The organism is Streptomyces sp. Tek67B01, from assembly GCF_055231995.1.
Genome location: NZ_JBUYUY010000001.1, coordinates 5,823,489 through 5,839,334 on the forward strand (window position 1 = coordinate 5,823,489; position 15,846 = coordinate 5,839,334).

Below are 15,846 nucleotides of genomic sequence, written 5' to 3' on the forward strand. Positions count from 1 at the left end.
CGCCCCCGGTGGGAGCGGCCTCCGGTGGAGGACCGCCGCGTGCCGGGGGCGGAGGATGTCACGGCGGGGACTGCCCGTCCGTCAGGGGTCGGCGTCCCGGCGGCGGGCCGCGGGTCAGCCGTTGCGCGGGCCGGGGAACGCGGGCGAGCGGGACGCCGCCGTGCCTTGCGCCCCGGCGGCCGACTCCTCGCGTACGGGCTGCGGCGGTACGGAGCGCGCCGCCGGGATGGTGGGGAGCGGCCCCAGGGTCCGGGCGGTCGTCCCGTCCGCCGGAACCTCCACGGACTCGGCGGCCTGGGCGCGCCGGGCCCCGTAACGACGGTGCACGGCCTGCTTGGTGACGCCGAGCGCCGAGCCGACGGCGTCCCATGAGAAGCCGAGCGAGCGGTCGAAGTCCACCGCGGCGGTGACCAGCGTCTCGACGCTGTCCCGCAGTTCCTGCGCGAGCCGGACGGTGGGCGCGGGGGCCCTGCCGTAGACGACGAAGCCCGTGGAGGGACCGGAGCGGCGCGGACGGTACACGTTGCCGAGCTGGGCGGTGAGCGTACGCAGAGCATCCACCTGTCGGCGGACCCGCTCGATGTCCCGCACCAGGAGATGCAGGCTGGCCCGTGCTTGGGCGTCGTGGGTGGCGTGGTCGGCCATGAAGAAGCCTCTCGAACCGGTGCTTAAGAGCGGATCGGGCCGCGAACACCGTTCTCAATCGCGGCCCGTTTCGGTCAATCTCTCTTGACCAACGCGTCAGCGGGCGCCCAGGTCACGCTCTGGGGGCGTGTCGGCATATGCGAGAGGCGCGCGCGTATTGGCACGCCCCCGCGGCGCACCAAGTGGGAGGTACGCCGTGCGGCCCATACACTGGTGCGCTGCTGACAGCCGAGATAGCGAGGTAGCACCCAGTGAAGCTCGTCTTCGCAGGCACCCCCGAGGTCGCCGTGCCCGCCCTGGACGCCCTGATCGCCTCCGGGCGCCACGAGGTCGCGGCCGTCGTCACCCGCCCCGACGCCCCGGCCGGGCGGGGCCGCCGGCTCGTCGCCAGCCCCGTCGCCGAGCGCGCCGAGGAGGCCGGGATCGAGGTCCTCAAGCCGGCGCGGCCGCGCGACCCGGACTTCCAGGAACGGCTGCGCGAGATCGCGCCGGACTGCTGCCCCGTCGTCGCCTACGGGGCGCTGCTCCCCAAGAGCGCCCTGGACATCCCCAAGCACGGATGGGTCAACCTGCACTTCTCGTTGCTGCCCGCGTGGCGCGGCGCCGCCCCCGTACAGCACTCGGTCATGGCGGGCGACGAGGTGACCGGCGCCTCGACCTTCCTCATCGAGGAGGGGCTGGACTCCGGCCCGGTCTACGGCCACCTGACCGAGGAGATCCGCCCCGCCGACACCAGCGGCGATCTGCTCACCCGTCTCGCCTTCGCCGGGTCGGGCCTGCTCCTCGCCACCATGGACGGCATCGAGGACGGCACCCTGCGCGCGGTGCCGCAGCCGGCCGACGGGATCTCCCTCGCGCCCAAGATCACGGTCGAGGACGCCCGCATCGACTGGAACGCCCCCGCGATGCGCGCCGACCGCGTGGTGCGCGGCTGCACCCCCGCGCCGGGCGCGTGGACCGTGTTCCGCGGCGAGCGCCTCAAGCTGATCTCGGTCGCGCCGGTGCCCGACCGCACGGAGCTGGAGCCCGGTGTACTCGCTCCGGCCAAGAACAACGTCTACGTCGGCACCGGCTCGCACGCCGTGGAACTGCTCTGGGTGCAGCCGCAGGGCAAGAAGCCGATGAAGGGCGCCGACTGGGCGCGCGGGGTGCGGATCGCGCCCGGCGAGCGGCTGGGCGGAGCCGACGTAGGCTGATACCGGCCGCGCGGCCCTTCTCCCACCGGCTTCCCACGGCCCTTTTTCCCACCGGCTTCCACGGAACTTTCCGCACCACCCGCTTCCCCTACTTCGTCACCCCAGGCATTACGTACAACCGGAGCACCTTTCACGTGAGCGAACAGCCTCGTCAGCCCCGTCAGCCGCGTCGGCGGACCGCCGCCGGCGGCGACGGAAAGCCGTCCGGCCCCCAAGGCGGCAAGCCGGGCAAGCCCCACCGCCGGCCGAAGAAGGACCCCGTCCGGATGCTGGCCTTCGAGGTGCTGCGGGCGGTGGACGAGCGGGACGCGTACGCGAACCTCGTGCTGCCGCCGCTGCTGCGCAAGGCCCGCCAGGACGAGAGCTTCCAGGCGCGCGACGCCGCCCTGGCCACCGAGCTGGTGTACGGGACCCTGCGCCGGCAGGGCACGTACGACGCGGTGATCAAGGCGTGCATCGACCGGCCGCTGCGCGAGGTCGACCCGCCCGTGCTGGACGTGCTCTCGCTCGGCGCGCACCAGCTGCTCGGCACCCGCATCCCCCCGCACGCGGCCGTCTCGGCGAGCGTGGAGCTGGCCCGCGTCGTGCTCGGCGACGGGCGCGCCAAGTTCGTGAACGCCGTCCTGCGCAAGATCACCGCGCATGACCTGGAGGGTTGGCTGGAGCGGGTCGCGCCGCCGTACGAGGACGACGCCGAGGAGCACCTCGCGGTCTACCACTCGCACCCGCGCTGGGTCGTCAGCGCCCTCTGGGACGCGTTGGGCGGCGGCCGGGCCGGTATCGAGGACCTCCTGGAGGCCGACAACGAGCGCCCCGAGGTCACCCTCGTCGCCCGCCCGGGCCGCTCCACGCCCGAGGAACTGCTGGAGGCCGTCGGCGAGGAGTCGGCCCTGCCGGGGCGCTGGTCCCCGTACGCGGTACGGATGGCCGAGGGCGGCGAGCCGGGCGCGCTGGAGGCGGTGCGCGAGGGCCGCGCCGGAGTGCAGGACGAGGGCAGCCAACTGGTGGCGATGGCCCTGGCGGCGGTGCCCGTGGAGGGCCGCGACGAGCGCTGGCTCGACGGTTGCGCGGGACCGGGCGGCAAGGCCGCCCTGCTGGGGGCGCTGGCCGCGCAGCGCGGGGCGTTCCTGCTGGCGTCCGAGAAGCAGCCGCACCGGGCGCGCCTGGTGGCGAAGGCGCTGGCCGGCAACCCCGGCCCGTACCAGGTCATCGCGGCCGACGGCACCCGCCCGCCGTGGCTGCCGGGCTCCTTCGACCGGGTCCTGGTGGACGTCCCCTGCTCGGGACTCGGCGCGCTGCGCCGGCGCCCCGAGGCACGGTGGCGGCGCCGGCCCGAGGACCTGGAGGGCTTCGCGCCGCTCCAGCGCGGGCTGCTGCGGGAGGCGCTGGCGGCGGTGCGGGTGGGCGGCGTCGTGGGTTACGCGACCTGCTCGCCGCACCTGGCGGAGACCCGGGTCGTGGTGGACGACGTCCTCAAGGGCCGGGGCGCGGGCGCGTCGGCCGGGGTGGCGGCGGAACTGATCGACGCCCGCCCGTACATGTCCGGCGTCCCGGCCCTCGGCGACGGCCCGGACGTCCAGCTCTGGCCCCACCTCCACGGCACGGACGCCATGTACCTGGCCCTCCTCCGCCGGACGGCCTAGCCCTCCCTGCCGGCAGGCCCCGCCCTCTGCCCGGCCGAAGCCGGGCGGGGCGGCCCCGCCGCGCGTGTCACTGCTCCGTAACAGATGTCCACATGACTGGAACTCACTTTGCAGACGGCAATGCGTAGTTGGTAGACATGGCACGTCAGTGCGGGACGTGTTTGCAGAACAGGGGGCACCGTGTCGACGTGGGACATCAAGCCGGATGGCGTTCAAGGGGTTCTCAGCAAGACCGCGGAGGCCGGCGGCAAATTCGAGGAAGAGTTCACGGCGTACGGCGAGGGCTTGGTGGGCGCCGCGACGTGGGCGGGCACGATGGTCCTGGGTGGCACCGAAATCCCCAAGGGGGGTGCGTTCGGTCCCGTGGCCCAGGCGCTGCAAGAGTTCCAGCAGCACACGGAGAACGACGTGAAGTTCCTTCCCGTGCGCACGGGGAAGTCCATCACCGGGGCGCGTCTGGCCACTGAGGAGTACCTCAAGGGCGACCTTGCGATGGCGAAGAACAAGCAGGACGAGTACTCCAAGGCTCCGACTCCGGAAGAGTTGAAGGGCCCCCAGAAGTGATCGACCTGGGGAAGATACCGACCTTCACGGGCAATCTGGAGACTTTGGAGACGCATGCGGCTTCGCTGAAGACGACTGCCTCCGGCATTCGCGGTACGGGCAAGGACGTGCACAACGCCTTCCAGGCGTTGGATGCCGTCTACGACGCGCCTGAGCAGGAGGAGTTGCTCAATTCGACGATTCCGGTGCGGGACAAGGCCGGTGAGTTCGCGAAGAAGCTGGAGTCCGTCAGCGGCGCGCTGACGACCTTCGCGACGACTGCCCGTCCGCTGGTGGACAAGATGAAGCAACTCCGCGTGGACGCGGAGAAGTTCGTCGCGGACAACAAGGACGACGACTGGCAGAAGGACCAGGGCAAGATCGACGAGAACGCTCGTCTCGTCCGTGAGGTCGGTACGACGTGGGTGGCGTTCCAGGGCGTCGAGCGTGACGCGGCCAACAAGATCACCGCGTTGGTCGGTGGCACCCACTTCGTCGTCGATGACGGTTCGCACAAGGCCGGCATGTACGGCTTCAAGGAAAGCGACGTCAAGGACGCGAAGGAGACGCCTTGGGGGACGGCCGACGAGCGTGAGTACACCGGGCTGCGGGCCGCGTGGGAGTGGACGAAGGACCACGCCGGTGGCGCCCTTAAGGGGTTCTTCGTTGACGGTGTCTGGGGCACGCTCAAAGGCCTGGGCAGCATGGTCAACGTGTTCGACTGGGACAACTTCAAGAAGACCTGGTCAGGTGTCGGCAATGTCTTCGGCGGTGTCAGCGCCTACATCATGACCCCGTACGACTGGGCGATGGACAAGATGTTCGGGCCGGTCGACCACAGCGACACTGACAAGCAGAAGGCGGCCCTGCGCAACTTCGGCAAATCACTGGTCGCATGGGACGAGTGGGACAAGGACCCCTCGCGGGCGTTCGGAACGGTGCTGTTCAACGGAGTGACCCTCGGCTCTGGCACGCTGCTCAAGCTCGGCAAGGCCGGGAAGCTGGGTGTGGCCGCGGAGGCCGCGACCGCGCTGGGCAAGGCGGGGGCGCTCGTCGATCCGATGAGCTACCTCGGCAAGGCGGCGGTCGTCACCAAGTTCAAGGTCGGCGACCTCATGGAGAGCTTGAGGGCCAGCCGGGCGGGCGTCGACGACATGGCCCGCAACATGCCCTCCGGTACCTCGCCGCATCCCGGCGACGGAGCCCCCCACCCCGCCGGTGTCGGCGAGAGCACGCCTCCGGGGCATGAGTACGTCGACCCCGCGGGCAACAAGCGCGTCATCGGAGCCGACGGGTACATCAGGGACGAGCACGGCAACGTGGTTCCCGACACCGAACCCGTCAGGGAACCGCACAAGGACGACCTGCCCAACGTCCACGAGCACGAGACCGCGCCGGTCAGGGAAGAGCCGAAGGTCCTCGAAGGCGCGGGCGGCCCGGGTCACGTGGAGAACGGACAGGGCCATCCGTCCGGCGGCTCCCACCCGACCTCGATGCACCAAGGCCTCGGTTCCCACCCGAGCGGCGGGGGTGGCGGTACGCACGAGACGTCGTTCACGGGTGGCCACTCCACGGGCCCCACGCCCGGTGGCAGCTCGGGCGGCGGTGCGGGTTCACACACGCCGTCGGATGCCGGAGGGCCCCACACGCCTTCCGGTGGCAGCGGCCACGGCTACACCCCGGGTACGGGTGCCGACGGCCACTCCGGGACCGGCCATGGCGGCGACACCCCCACGACCGGTTCCAACGATCACGGATCCGGGACCGCGGAGACCGGAACGTCGGATGCCTCGGGCGAGACGGGCGCGCCGCCCGGCGAGCGTACGAACGAACCCATTCCGGAGTTGACGGCTGAGGAGCGGGCCGGACACTGGGGCCATCTTGATGAGGTGGAGAAGCAGGCTCCGGAAGTATTCGACCACCTGAAGCACGACCCGGATCACAGGGGTAAAGTCACCGATAAATCGATGGACGAGGCGCGGGTTGGCCTCGACCTACGGGCACAGGGTCGCCTCCCGGCGGACATCCGCCGCCCGGATATAGCCGATATGGGTGAATTTTATTCCGAGACGACCGGCAAGTATTATGACATCAAGGGTGTCCATTCATTCTGGCCGCCATTCCATAATGTGCGCAATCCGGCCCTCCTCGCCCGCCCGTTCCCTGGCGCGTACAACGCGGCCAGGGATGCTCAGAAGTGGGTGAATACGTTCACAGACCAAATTGCCGAAAAGGGTCGCGTGGTCGTCGTCGACGTCCGAAACGCTGATCAAGCAGCGATCGACAGCATTAAACATATTGTGGAAAGTCGCGGTTGGGGAGATCATGTCATTTGGTATCCGTAAAAACTGGCACCCAACCGCGTTTCCGGCTGATCCTGAAGCGGTACGCGCATTGCAGGAATGGATTGCCGAGGAGGGTGGCAGCCTCTTCGGGGTTGAGTGCGACTTCCGAGGCGCCGACCTATCAGGCGGCGATTTCACGAATGCGTGGTTCACGCAGGCGGTCCTGGCGGGCGTGCGATTTCAGGGAGCGATTTTCTACAGGGCCGACCTTCAGTGGGCGGATCTGACCGGGGCGGATCTCACCAGTGCCGACTTCGTCAGGGCAAATCTTGACGGGGTCGTGCTCCGGTCGGCGCGGCTCGACGGAGCCGACATGGCCAAGGCTTCGCTCCACGGGGTCGATGCGTCCGGAGCGAGCTTCAGGGGAACGCGGGTCATGGGGGCTTCGCTCTTCGGCGTCGATCTGAGGGGAGCGGACCTGACCGACGCGGTCTTGTTCCAGAACACCTTCAAGGTCACAGTCGACGACTCCACGGTGGTGCGTGGTCTGACAGGAACCGTTTTTGGGCCGATCACAGTCTGCGGTGGCGAATCGTCCCGAGAACTTGCCGGAGCGGAACTGGAGGCGTGGATCGCTGAGCGGGGTGGACAGGTACAGGTGATTCCTCCGCACGGCACACCGCGCACGAGCCCGGCATGACCCCGAGGAGTCCCTGGTTGGGTCGCGCTGAGTGGGAGGCGTGCCGGTGGAAATGGCACATCGACGCCCCCGGGGTGCCCTGGTGTACGACGACTGGCGGGCCCAGCGTTGTTTCTTCCCGATCATGGCTGCTGTGAAGACCATTTACCCGCTCATACCGCGGCAATCAAGTGAGAGAACAGAGCAGTGATCCGCACTCGGTACTACCTTGAGGACCACTTCGAGATGCCGTTCTTCTGCGGGCCTGACGAGCTCGGCGTCCTGGGACAGTGGGTGACGGCCGATATCAGCTCTCACCCCTGTCTGTCCTGGAAGCGATCGACCTTGTGGCCGAGGCCAAGGCCGACCCGAACTTTGCGCCGGAGGATCTCGACGGAAACGCACACACCGTCACCATCAGCTCTCAGGGCGTGCGGGTCGAGGATTTCTTCGCCGACCATGTCCGGGGCGACTACTCACTCGACGACGCCTTCCGCGTGCTGGTCGACTTCTGGGACTACTGCTGCCAGGCGAATCCCGTGAAGGCAGAGTCGCGCCGACGCGAGTACGCCCATGAACGCGGGCGCGACCCGCTGGCCGGAAGCCGCGACATCCAGACCACCGCATTCGAGATCCGGCCCGGCCGCACGGCCTCCACTCCGCGTCTGACCGGGGTAGCCGCGGATCTGGCCGACGCCGTCGGGGGGATGTACGCAGCCGAGGCCGAGGACGCCGTCCTGGTGTGGAACCAGGTGCCGATCCGGCTGACGTACCGCTACGACATACCGGTTCTGCTCGACGATCTCGTGCCGCTGCTGGAAGAGGTTCGGCGTCCGGAGTTCACCGCCGCCGAGGTCTTCTGGGGGTCGGACACCTTCTCCGCCGAATGGAAGCTGGCCCGCGAGGGCGATCACGTGCGCATCCGGGCGCGTTGGTACAGCACGCTCGGGAACCACGAGTCGTCACTCACCGAGCGGGGCGATGTGACGGTGGGGGTGACGGAGTTCGTCAGTGCATGGTGCGAGGTCCTGTGGCGCATCGTGCGCGATGTCGAAGCGGGCTCTGTGGAGCCGGCAGACGACGACCTTCTCGTCCGTGCCAGGGCGCTGCTCGGGGACGACAATGATCAAGCAGTCAGGGGGAACACCGCATGACGAAGGACGTGATCGCGCTCACCGAGCGGATGCCCGACCCGCTGAGCGTGCTGGCGGGGCTGCTCGCCGGTGGGCCGGACCTGCGGGTGGGGACCGCCGGTGAGGGCGCCGTGGTGCAGCTCTGTGACGCCGAGGGCCGGCCGCTCGTCTCGATCGAGGTGCCGCTGCTGCTCCAGGTGCCCGGCGAGGCGTCCAGATTGCTGGGCCCCGGCTCCGAGCCGTCAGGGGACGGCCCGGCCTGGTGGATCGAGGCCCGGGCCGCCGTCGGCGTACCGCAGGCAGAGCGGCTCGCGGGTGCGTTCGCGGCCCGTATGACCATGCTGTTGGGCGGCCGGGTATGGCCGCCGGACGCCCTCGGCACGGTCGGCGCGGCTCGCCCTGTCGATGTCTCGGGCGTCACCGCGGTACCGGCCCCCGCCGCCGTCCAGCCGGCCGTCGACATGCTCACCGACGAAGCCGCCGTGGTTCTCCAGGACCGGCCGGTCGTCCCCATGACGAGCTGGCTCTCCGATGCCCTGCGGGCCACCCTGGAGAGCGACCGCTCCTTGCAGATCGTCACCCCGCCGCACTGCCGCCTCTCCCTGCCCACCCGCATGCTGCTGCAGTCCGCCCCCTCGCGCTGGGTGGTCCAGGACGAGCGGTGCGGCTACTACGACGGGCTGACCGGTGCGGTACTGGAATGGCGCGACGGCGCCTTCGCCCCGGACCGGGGCGAGGGCGGGGAGACCCCCGTGGCGGACGCCTTCACGGAGGTGTACGAGCCTACGGGCGAGCGTCAGCTCATCGTTTCCTTCCGTACCCTGCACCGCGCCGAGGAGGATCTCGTTCTCGGCGGCGCGGTGGAAGCCGCCTGGCAGGCACTCACCGGCGGTCCGCCCGCCGGCTGGGGGACGTCGGAGCCGGCCGGACTGACCTGGTCCAGGCGGCAGCTGACCGACTTGGCATACGAGCGCGCCCCCCGGCCCACCTGGACGGTGGTCGTCGGCACCCCGGACCGGCCCGCCGTCGCCACCCTGCGCGTGATCCGCACCCCGGAAGGCGTGGAGGAGGACGTCACCCTCACCGTGGGGTACGGCCCGGCTGAGAAGCCGGCCCTGGAAGCGCTGCCGGAGCTGGCCGACGAGCTGGTGACCCGGCACGGGCTGAAGACCATGATGTGCCAGGTGCGCGAGGCACGCCGGGACCTGAGCGCCCCGCCGCGCTTCGAGCCTCCGCCGCTGCCCTACGCGTTCGTTCTGGGCCCCGCGGAGGTCGACGAGGCAGGGCGCGACACCGCGAGCCGGACGCCGCTGAAGGAACCACCGGTGCGGCTGGGACACAGGAGCCGGCCGGGCTATTACTACCCGCTCGGCGACGGCGAGAGCGCCGAAGGCTGGGCCGCCCTCGAACAGCTCATGCGCCATTTGCGCGGGGCGCCACCCCTGTGAAGGGCGGGGGCCGGAACGGCCATGCCCCAAGCGTGCCATGCCGAAGGCCACTTCCGGCCACGACCCCGGAACTCCCCCTCCCGTTAGCCGCGCTTAAGCGACGGGTCCCCTCACTTCACACCCACTTAACCTCTGTCACCTCCCGCGCCCGTGCGGCTGGCGCGGGAGATCCGGGCCAAGGGCGCGCGGGCGGCCATGGCGCTGAAGCCGGCCACCCCGATCGAGCAGTACGAGGACATCCTGCCCGAGCTGGACATGGTGTTGATCATGACCGTCGAGCCCGGCTTCGGCGGTCAGGCCTTCGCGGTTGGGGAGATCGTGTCATCTGGTATCCGTAAGAACTGGAATCCGGCTGCGCTCCCGGCCGACCCGGAAGCCGTGCGGGAACTACAGGAATGGCTGGCCTCAGAGGAATACGACCTCAATGGCATGGGGCGTGACTTCCGGGGCGCCGACCTCTCGGGCGGGGACTTCTCCAATGCGTGGTTCACCGATGCGGTCCTCGTGGGTGTGAGGCTGGCCGGCGCGTCCTTCTACCGGGCCGACCTGCAGTCGGCGGATCTGACCGGGGCGGACCTGAGCGGAGCGGATCTCGTACGGGCGAACCTGGACGAAGCCGTGCTCCGGTCGGCGCGGCTCGACGGGGCGGACATGGTCGGGGCATCACTGTGTGACGCCGACGCGTCGAAAGCGAGCTTCCGTGGAGTGAGGTTCCTCGGTGCTTCGTTGATTGACACCGACATGAGGGGGGCCGACCTGACCGATGCTGTCCTTGATGAAAACCTTTTCGAGATCAAAGTCGACGATGCCACGGTGGTGCGGGGCCTGACAGGAACGGTTTTCGGCCCGATTACTGTCGTCGGTGGAGCTTCGTCCCGAGATTTGGCCGACGCGGAACTCGAAGCGTGGATCGGTGCGCGAGGTGGTCATGTGGAGGTAATTCCTTCGCGTCGGCCGCCGAAGTAGCGCAACGGCCGAAACCCACGGGAGGGCAATGCGGGTGATCCATGCAAGTATCCGCACTCGTCAATGTCGTCGCGGCCGACCTGGCTGACGCCGTCGGTGAGATGTACTCATGCGATGCCGAAGACGCCGTCCTCCTGTGGAACCAGATGCCGATCCGGCTGAGTCCGGCGCGCCGCCCGGATGGACCACCACGCTGGCCGTACCGCTACGACATACCGGTTCTTCTCGACGATCTGGTGCCGCTGCTGGAAGAGGTTCTGCGCCCGGACTTCTGAGGCGCCGAGGTCTTCTGGGGATCGGACACCTTCTCCGCCGAGTGGAGGATGACCCGCGAGGGCTGTGACCTGACGATTCGAGCGCGCCGGCACAGCACGCTCGGGAGCCACGAGTCGTCACTCGCGGGCGGGGCGACGTGACAATAGGGGTGACGGAGTTCGTCGGCGAATGGTCCAAGATCCTGCGGCGGGTCGTGACCGATGTCGAAGCGGCCTTTGTGGAGCCGGCCGACGACGATCTTCTCCTGCGCGCCAACGCGCTGCTGGGGCAACGACAAGGAGGGCCGCGAATGAGTCATTGCCGGACAGGCGTGACCAGGGGGAACACCGCATGACGAAGGACGTGATCGCGCTCACCGAGCGGATGCCCGACCCGCTGAGCGTAGTGGCCGGGCTGCTCGCGGGCGGGCCGGACCTGCGGGTGGGGACCGCCGGTGAGGGCGCCGTGGTGCAGCTCTGTGACGCCGAGGGGCGACCGCTCGTCTCGATCGAGGTGCCGCTGCTGCTCCAGGTGCCCGGCGAGGCGTCCAGATTGCTGGGCCCCGGCTCCGAGCCGTCAGGGGACGGCCCGGCCTGGTGGATCGAGGCCCGGGCCGCCGTCGGCGTACCGCAGGCAGAGCGGCTCGCGGGTGCGTTCGCGGCCCGTATGACCATGCTGTTGGGCGGTCGGGTGTGGCCGCCGGACGCCCTCGGCACGGTCGGCGCGGCTCGCCCTGTCGATGTCTCGGGCGTCACCGCGGTACCGGCCCCCGCCGCCGTCCAGCCGGCCGTCGACATGCTCACCGACGAAGCCGCCGTGGTTCTCCAGGACCGGCCGGTCGTCCCCATGACGAGCTGGCTCTCCGATGCCCTGCGGGCCACCCTGGAGAGCGACCGCTCCTTGCAGATCGTCACCCCGCCGCACTGCCGCCTCTCCCTGCCCACCCGCATGCTGCTGCAGTCCGCCCCCTCGCGCTGGGTGGTCCAGGACGAGCGGTGCGGCTACTACGACGGGCTGACCGGTGCGGTACTGGAATGGCGCGACGGCGCCTTCGCCCCGGACCGGGGCGAGGGCGGGGAGACCCCCGTGGCGGACGCCTTCACGGAGGTGTACGAGCCTACGGGCGAGCGTCAGCTCATCGTTTCCTTCCGTACCCTGCACCGCGCCGAGGAGGATCTCGTTCTCGGCGGCGCGGTGGAAGCCGCCTGGCAGGCACTCACCGGCGGTCCGCCCGCCGGCTGGGGGACGTCGGAGCCGGCCGGACTGACCTGGTCCAGGCGGCAGCTGACCGACTTGGCATACGAGCGCGCCCCCCGGCCCACCTGGACGGTGGTCGTCGGCACCCCGGACCGGCCCGCCGTCGCCACCCTGCGCGTGATCCGCACCCCGGAGGGCGTGGAGGAGGACGTCACCCTCACCGTGGGGTACGGCCCGGCTGAGAAGCCGGCCCTGGAAGCGCTGCCGGAGCTGGCCGACGAGCTGGTGACCCGGCACGGGCTGAAGACCATGATGTGCCAGGTGCGCGAGGCACGCCGGGACCTGAGCGCCGCGCCGCGCTTCGAGCCTCCGCCGCTGCCCTACGCGTTCGTTCTGGGCCCCGCGGAGGTCGACGAGGCAGGGCGCGACACCGCGAGCCGGACGCCGCTGAAGGAACCACCGGTGCGGCTGGGACACAGGAGCCGGCCGGGCTATTACTACCCGCTCGGCGACGGCGAGAGCGCCGAAGGCTGGGCCGCCCTCGAACAGCTCATGCGCCATTTGCGCGGGGCGCCGCCCCTGTGAAGGGCCGAGGCGGAACGCCGCCCGAGGGTTAAGTGGGCATGAAGTTACCCGATGCATTGCTTAAGCACGGCTAACGGGATGGGGACTTCCGGGGTCGTGGCCGGATGTGGCCTTCGGCATGGCACGCTTGGGGCATGGCCGTTCAGATCAATCCCAGCATCCTGTCCGCCGACTTCGCCCGACTCGCCGAGGAGGCGAAGGCCGTCGAGGGAGCCGACTGGCTGCACGTCGACGTCATGGACAACCATTTCGTCCCGAACCTCACCCTCGGCGTGCCGATCGTGGAGTCCCTGAGTCGCGCGACGGACATTCCGCTCGACCTGCACCTCATGATCGAGAACCCGGACCGCTGGGCCCCGCAGTACGTCGAGGCCGGTGCGGGATCGGTCACCTTCCACGCCGAGGCCGCCGCCGCGCCGGTGCGGCTGGCGCGGGAGATCCGGGCCAAGGGCGCGCGGGCGGCCATGGCGCTGAAGCCGGCCACCCCGATCGAGCAGTACGAGGACATCCTGCCCGAGCTGGACATGGTGTTGATCATGACCGTCGAGCCCGGCTTCGGCGGTCAGGCCTTCTTGGACATCATGCTGCCCAAGATCCGCCGTACCCGGGAGATGATCGCCAAGCACGGACTGGAGCTGTGGCTCCAGGTGGACGGCGGGGTGTCGGCTTCGACGATCGAGCGGGTAGCGGAGGCCGGCGCGGACGTCTTCGTCGCCGGGAGCGCGGTCTACGGGGCCCCCGATCCGGCCGCCGCCGTCCGGTCGCTGCGCGAGCAGGCGGGCGCGGCGATCGCGGCGGCGCCCTGGGCTTGCGACCACGGGGCCAAGGCTTGATGAACAGCTCGGTGAACCGAGGCTGTACGGGCTGATCAACGGCCGTCGGATCTGACAGGATGAACGGCGAGTCGAGAGTGTGAACAGCAGTGAGGAGAACGCGGTGTCTGCAATGTCGGCGGGACGGTCAGCCCTGCGGATGGGACCCGCGGAGCTGGTGCAGGCGGCGGCCATGGCGCGCCGTTTCTACCTGGAGGGCAAGTCCAAGATCCAGATCGCCGAGGAGTTCGGCGTGAGCCGCTTCAAGGTGGCCCGGGTCCTGGAGACCGCCCTCGAACGCGACCTCGTACGGATCGAGATCAGGGTGCCGGCGGAGCTCGACGCCGAGCGGTCCGACGCGCTGCGGGCCCGGTACGGACTTCGGCACGCCGTGGTGGTCGAATCCCCGGCCGACGCGACCGAGGACGCCCCCGACCCGGAGAACCTCGGCGCGGTCGCCGCCGACCTGCTGGGCGAGCTGGTCAACGAGGGCGACGTGCTCGGTCTCGCCTGGGGCCGCTCGACCATCCACATGGCGGCCTCCCTGCACCGGCTGCCGCCCTGCACCGTCGTCCAGCTGACCGGCGTGTACGACGCCGGGACGGCGGAGCGGGGCTCCGTGGAGGCCGTACGGCGCGCCGCTCAGGTCTCGGGCGGTGACGCGCACCCGATCTACGCGCCCATGCTGCTGCCCGACCCGGCGACGGCGGCCGCGCTGCGCGGCCAGACGGGGATCGCGCGGGCCTTCGAGTACTTCGACAAGGTCACCGTCGCGGCGGTGTCCATCGGCTCGTGGGAGCCCGGCATCTCCACCGTGCACGACATGCTGAGCGACGAGGAGCGGGCGCACTACGCCTCGCTCGGCGTCGCGGCCGAGATGTCCGCGCACCTGTTCGATGCCGAGGGTCGGCGGGTCGGCCGGGACCTCGGCGAGCGGTGCATCACCGTCGAGGCGGACCGGCTGCGCCGTATCCCGGAGGTGGTGGCGATCGCCGGCGGGCTGCGCAAGGCGTCCGCCATCGGGGCGGTGCTGCGGTCGGGGCTGGTGACCAGCCTGGTCACCGACACGGCGGTGGCGGACTACCTGCTGACCGAGTCCCAGCCCGGGCTGCGTCCGGCCCTGGAGCGGGCCGATCCGGACGACTGATCGGCCCCGTGGGTCCGCTTCCACGCCCTCCCGGTGCGGATGGTGCCGGAATTGAGATCCGAACGGCGGACCGCAGGGCGGCCCGCTGGGCGCATACTGGAGTCAATGACTAAGTCAGCAGTACCTCGCCGCCATTTGCCGTCCAGCCCGTTCAAGGCCCCCGTGGAACCGCCGCTCCGGCAGTTCAGCGTCGGCGACCGGGTCACTCACGATGAGCACGGCCTCGGCCGTGTCGTCGGTATCGAGGAGGGGATCGCTGTCCTCGTCGACTTCGGGTCGGTCCAGAAACGCATCCTGAGTCCCTATACCAAGATGGCCGCGCTCTAGGCCGTCTCCACACCCCGGTTCCCGCGATTCGCGGGTGAATCGGATATTTGGCACGATCGGCGCATGATCCTTCGGAACGTGCCCCGATCGTTGCTACGCGTGCTGGGGGCTCTGTTCCTCTGTGCCGCGCTGGTGGCCGCGGTCGGCTGCGCCGGGAAGACGCCCGGGGCGGCGACACGCACCGGCGCTCCCGCGAGCCCCGGTACCGCGAGTCCGAGCGCCGGAGCTCGCGCCGTCGTGCCCGGGTGGGCCAAGGGGATGGCCACCGTACGGGCCGACACGCTGCCGCCGCAGGCGCGCGAGGTGCTGGCGCTGATCGACAAGGGTGGCCCGTACCCCTACCGGCAGGACGGTACGGTCTTCGGGAACTTCGAGAAGGTCTTGCCGCCGCAGGCCCGCGGCTACTACCACGAGTTCACCGTGCGGACACCGGGCGAACGCGACCGTGGGGCGCGGCGGATCGTGACCGGTGGGGGTGGGGAGTTCTTCTACACCGACGACCACTACGACACCTTCAAGGCGGTTCTGCGATGACCCTGGGAGCGGGGCCGCTCGGCCCGGCGCTGGCCGCCGCCGACGAGGCGGGTTGGACGACGCTGCGGCTGGACCTGGACGGTGTCGGGAGCAAGTCGGAGCTGCTGCGGCGGTTCGGGGACGCGCTGCGCGCGCCGGACTGGTTCGGGGGGAACTGGGACGCGTTGGCGGACGTGCTGACCGATCTGTCGTGGCTGCCGCGGGCGCCCGGGCGGCTGGTGGCGATCACGTCCTGGCACGACTACGCGCGGGACCGGCCCGGTGAATGGGCGACCCTGCGCGAGATCCTGCGACAGGCCGTGGACTTCTGGCGGGGCGAAGGCGACGGCGACCGCGAAGGCGAAGGCGAGGGCGAAGGTGCCGGCGGCGACGGCGTGGTCCCCCTTGCGGTGGTCCTCGCCGACCGGCCGGGCGCCGGGGACGACCCGGGTCGCCGACGGGGCTGAAACGG

17 protein-coding genes and 1 pseudogene are annotated in these 15,846 nt (G+C 70.3%); 17 read left to right on the forward strand and 1 reads right to left on the reverse strand.

Features of this window, described 5'->3' with window-relative positions; translation table 11 throughout:
• Positions 1-114 precede the first annotated feature (114 nt).
• Positions 115-645 carry a hypothetical protein gene (locus ACV7NM_RS26220; protein ID WP_463412578.1) on the reverse strand — a complete coding sequence of 177 codons (531 nt, stop codon included), beginning with the start codon at positions 643-645 and terminating at the stop codon, positions 115-117.
• 251 nt (positions 646-896) lie between these two features.
• Here ACV7NM_RS26220 and fmt point away from each other — a divergent pair, with 251 nt between their 5' ends.
• The 17 genes and pseudogenes from fmt (at position 897) to ACV7NM_RS26305 (ending at position 15,841) form a co-directional block, all read left to right on the forward strand.
• A complete protein-coding gene (gene fmt / locus ACV7NM_RS26225; protein WP_463412579.1) occupies positions 897-1,841 on the forward strand; it encodes a methionyl-tRNA formyltransferase in 945 nt (314 codons plus the stop codon).
• Positions 1,842-1,975: 134 nt separating this feature from the next.
• Complete coding sequence (locus tag ACV7NM_RS26230) at positions 1,976-3,484, forward strand: RsmB/NOP family class I SAM-dependent RNA methyltransferase (protein ID WP_463412580.1); 1,509 nt, start codon at positions 1,976-1,978, stop codon at positions 3,482-3,484.
• A 180-nt stretch (positions 3,485-3,664) separates the two neighbouring features.
• Complete coding sequence (locus ACV7NM_RS26235; RefSeq protein WP_136210872.1) at positions 3,665-4,048, forward strand: DUF6507 family protein; 384 nt, start codon at positions 3,665-3,667, stop codon at positions 4,046-4,048.
• Positions 4,045-6,372, forward strand: a complete 2,328-nt coding sequence (locus tag ACV7NM_RS26240; protein ID WP_463412581.1) for a hypothetical protein — start codon at positions 4,045-4,047, stop codon at positions 6,370-6,372. The genes ACV7NM_RS26235 and ACV7NM_RS26240 overlap by 4 nt, the downstream gene beginning before the upstream one ends.
• Positions 6,353-7,012, forward strand: coding sequence for a pentapeptide repeat-containing protein (locus tag ACV7NM_RS26245; RefSeq protein ID WP_463412582.1), 660 nt, complete (start codon positions 6,353-6,355; stop codon positions 7,010-7,012). Before ACV7NM_RS26240 ends, ACV7NM_RS26245 begins: the two co-directional genes overlap by 20 nt.
• Before the next feature lie 326 nt (positions 7,013-7,338).
• Positions 7,339-8,145, forward strand: a complete 807-nt coding sequence (locus tag ACV7NM_RS26250) for a hypothetical protein (protein ID WP_463412583.1) — start codon at positions 7,339-7,341, stop codon at positions 8,143-8,145.
• Positions 8,142-9,572: a DUF6177 family protein gene (locus ACV7NM_RS26255; protein ID WP_463412584.1), complete on the forward strand. Its 1,431-nt coding sequence runs from the start codon at positions 8,142-8,144 to the stop codon at positions 9,570-9,572. The genes ACV7NM_RS26250 and ACV7NM_RS26255 overlap by 4 nt, the downstream gene beginning before the upstream one ends.
• 144 nt (positions 9,573-9,716) lie before the next feature.
• Positions 9,717-9,875 (forward strand): annotated as a pseudogene (locus ACV7NM_RS26260) (ribulose-phosphate 3-epimerase); the annotation flags it as partial.
• Positions 9,876-10,001: 126 nt separating this feature from the next.
• The gene (locus ACV7NM_RS26265; RefSeq protein ID WP_463414072.1) at positions 10,002-10,538 is read left to right on the forward strand and encodes a pentapeptide repeat-containing protein; all 537 of its coding nucleotides are present in this window, start codon (positions 10,002-10,004) and stop codon (positions 10,536-10,538) included.
• Between the two features lie 41 nt (positions 10,539-10,579).
• Positions 10,580-10,813 carry a hypothetical protein gene (locus ACV7NM_RS26270; protein ID WP_463412585.1) on the forward strand — a complete coding sequence of 78 codons (234 nt, stop codon included), beginning with the start codon at positions 10,580-10,582 and terminating at the stop codon, positions 10,811-10,813.
• Positions 10,814-10,962: 149 nt separating this feature from the next.
• Positions 10,963-11,148, forward strand: a complete 186-nt coding sequence (locus ACV7NM_RS26275; protein ID WP_463412586.1) for a hypothetical protein — start codon at positions 10,963-10,965, stop codon at positions 11,146-11,148.
• Entirely contained in the window at positions 11,145-12,575 is a 1,431-nt protein-coding gene (locus tag ACV7NM_RS26280) for a DUF6177 family protein (protein WP_463412587.1), read from the forward strand. Before ACV7NM_RS26275 ends, ACV7NM_RS26280 begins: the two co-directional genes overlap by 4 nt.
• Before the next feature lie 134 nt (positions 12,576-12,709).
• Positions 12,710-13,408, forward strand: coding sequence for a ribulose-phosphate 3-epimerase (gene rpe / locus ACV7NM_RS26285; protein WP_190187141.1), 699 nt, complete (start codon positions 12,710-12,712; stop codon positions 13,406-13,408).
• A gap of 112 nt (positions 13,409-13,520) precedes the next feature.
• Positions 13,521-14,534 carry a sugar-binding transcriptional regulator gene (locus ACV7NM_RS26290; protein WP_136211161.1) on the forward strand — a complete coding sequence of 338 codons (1,014 nt, stop codon included), beginning with the start codon at positions 13,521-13,523 and terminating at the stop codon, positions 14,532-14,534.
• 105 nt (positions 14,535-14,639) lie between these two features.
• Complete coding sequence (locus tag ACV7NM_RS26295) at positions 14,640-14,861, forward strand: CarD family transcriptional regulator (protein ID WP_031145007.1); 222 nt, start codon at positions 14,640-14,642, stop codon at positions 14,859-14,861.
• 63 nt (positions 14,862-14,924) lie between these two features.
• Positions 14,925-15,395: a guanyl-specific ribonuclease gene (locus ACV7NM_RS26300; protein WP_463412588.1), complete on the forward strand. Its 471-nt coding sequence runs from the start codon at positions 14,925-14,927 to the stop codon at positions 15,393-15,395.
• Positions 15,392-15,841: a barstar family protein gene (locus tag ACV7NM_RS26305; protein ID WP_463412589.1), complete on the forward strand. Its 450-nt coding sequence runs from the start codon at positions 15,392-15,394 to the stop codon at positions 15,839-15,841. The genes ACV7NM_RS26300 and ACV7NM_RS26305 overlap by 4 nt, the downstream gene beginning before the upstream one ends.
• Positions 15,842-15,846 lie beyond the last annotated feature (5 nt).

Coding starts and splice junctions, on each gene's coding strand:
- ACV7NM_RS26220 (WP_463412578.1), bottom strand. CDS start 645: ATGGCCGACCACGCCACCCACGACGCCCAAGCACGGGCCAGCCTGCAT.
- ACV7NM_RS26245 (WP_463412582.1), top strand. CDS start 6,353: ATGTCATTTGGTATCCGTAAAAACTGGCACCCAACCGCGTTTCCGGCT.
- ACV7NM_RS26255 (WP_463412584.1), top strand. CDS start 8,142: ATGACGAAGGACGTGATCGCGCTCACCGAGCGGATGCCCGACCCGCTG.
- ACV7NM_RS26265 (WP_463414072.1), top strand. CDS start 10,002: ATGGGGCGTGACTTCCGGGGCGCCGACCTCTCGGGCGGGGACTTCTCC.
- ACV7NM_RS26270 (WP_463412585.1), top strand. CDS start 10,580: ATGCAAGTATCCGCACTCGTCAATGTCGTCGCGGCCGACCTGGCTGAC.
- ACV7NM_RS26280 (WP_463412587.1), top strand. CDS start 11,145: ATGACGAAGGACGTGATCGCGCTCACCGAGCGGATGCCCGACCCGCTG.
- rpe (WP_190187141.1), top strand. CDS start 12,710: ATGGCCGTTCAGATCAATCCCAGCATCCTGTCCGCCGACTTCGCCCGA.
- ACV7NM_RS26290 (WP_136211161.1), top strand. CDS start 13,521: ATGTCGGCGGGACGGTCAGCCCTGCGGATGGGACCCGCGGAGCTGGTG.
- ACV7NM_RS26295 (WP_031145007.1), top strand. CDS start 14,640: ATGACTAAGTCAGCAGTACCTCGCCGCCATTTGCCGTCCAGCCCGTTC.
- ACV7NM_RS26300 (WP_463412588.1), top strand. CDS start 14,925: ATGATCCTTCGGAACGTGCCCCGATCGTTGCTACGCGTGCTGGGGGCT.
- ACV7NM_RS26305 (WP_463412589.1), top strand. CDS start 15,392: ATGACCCTGGGAGCGGGGCCGCTCGGCCCGGCGCTGGCCGCCGCCGAC.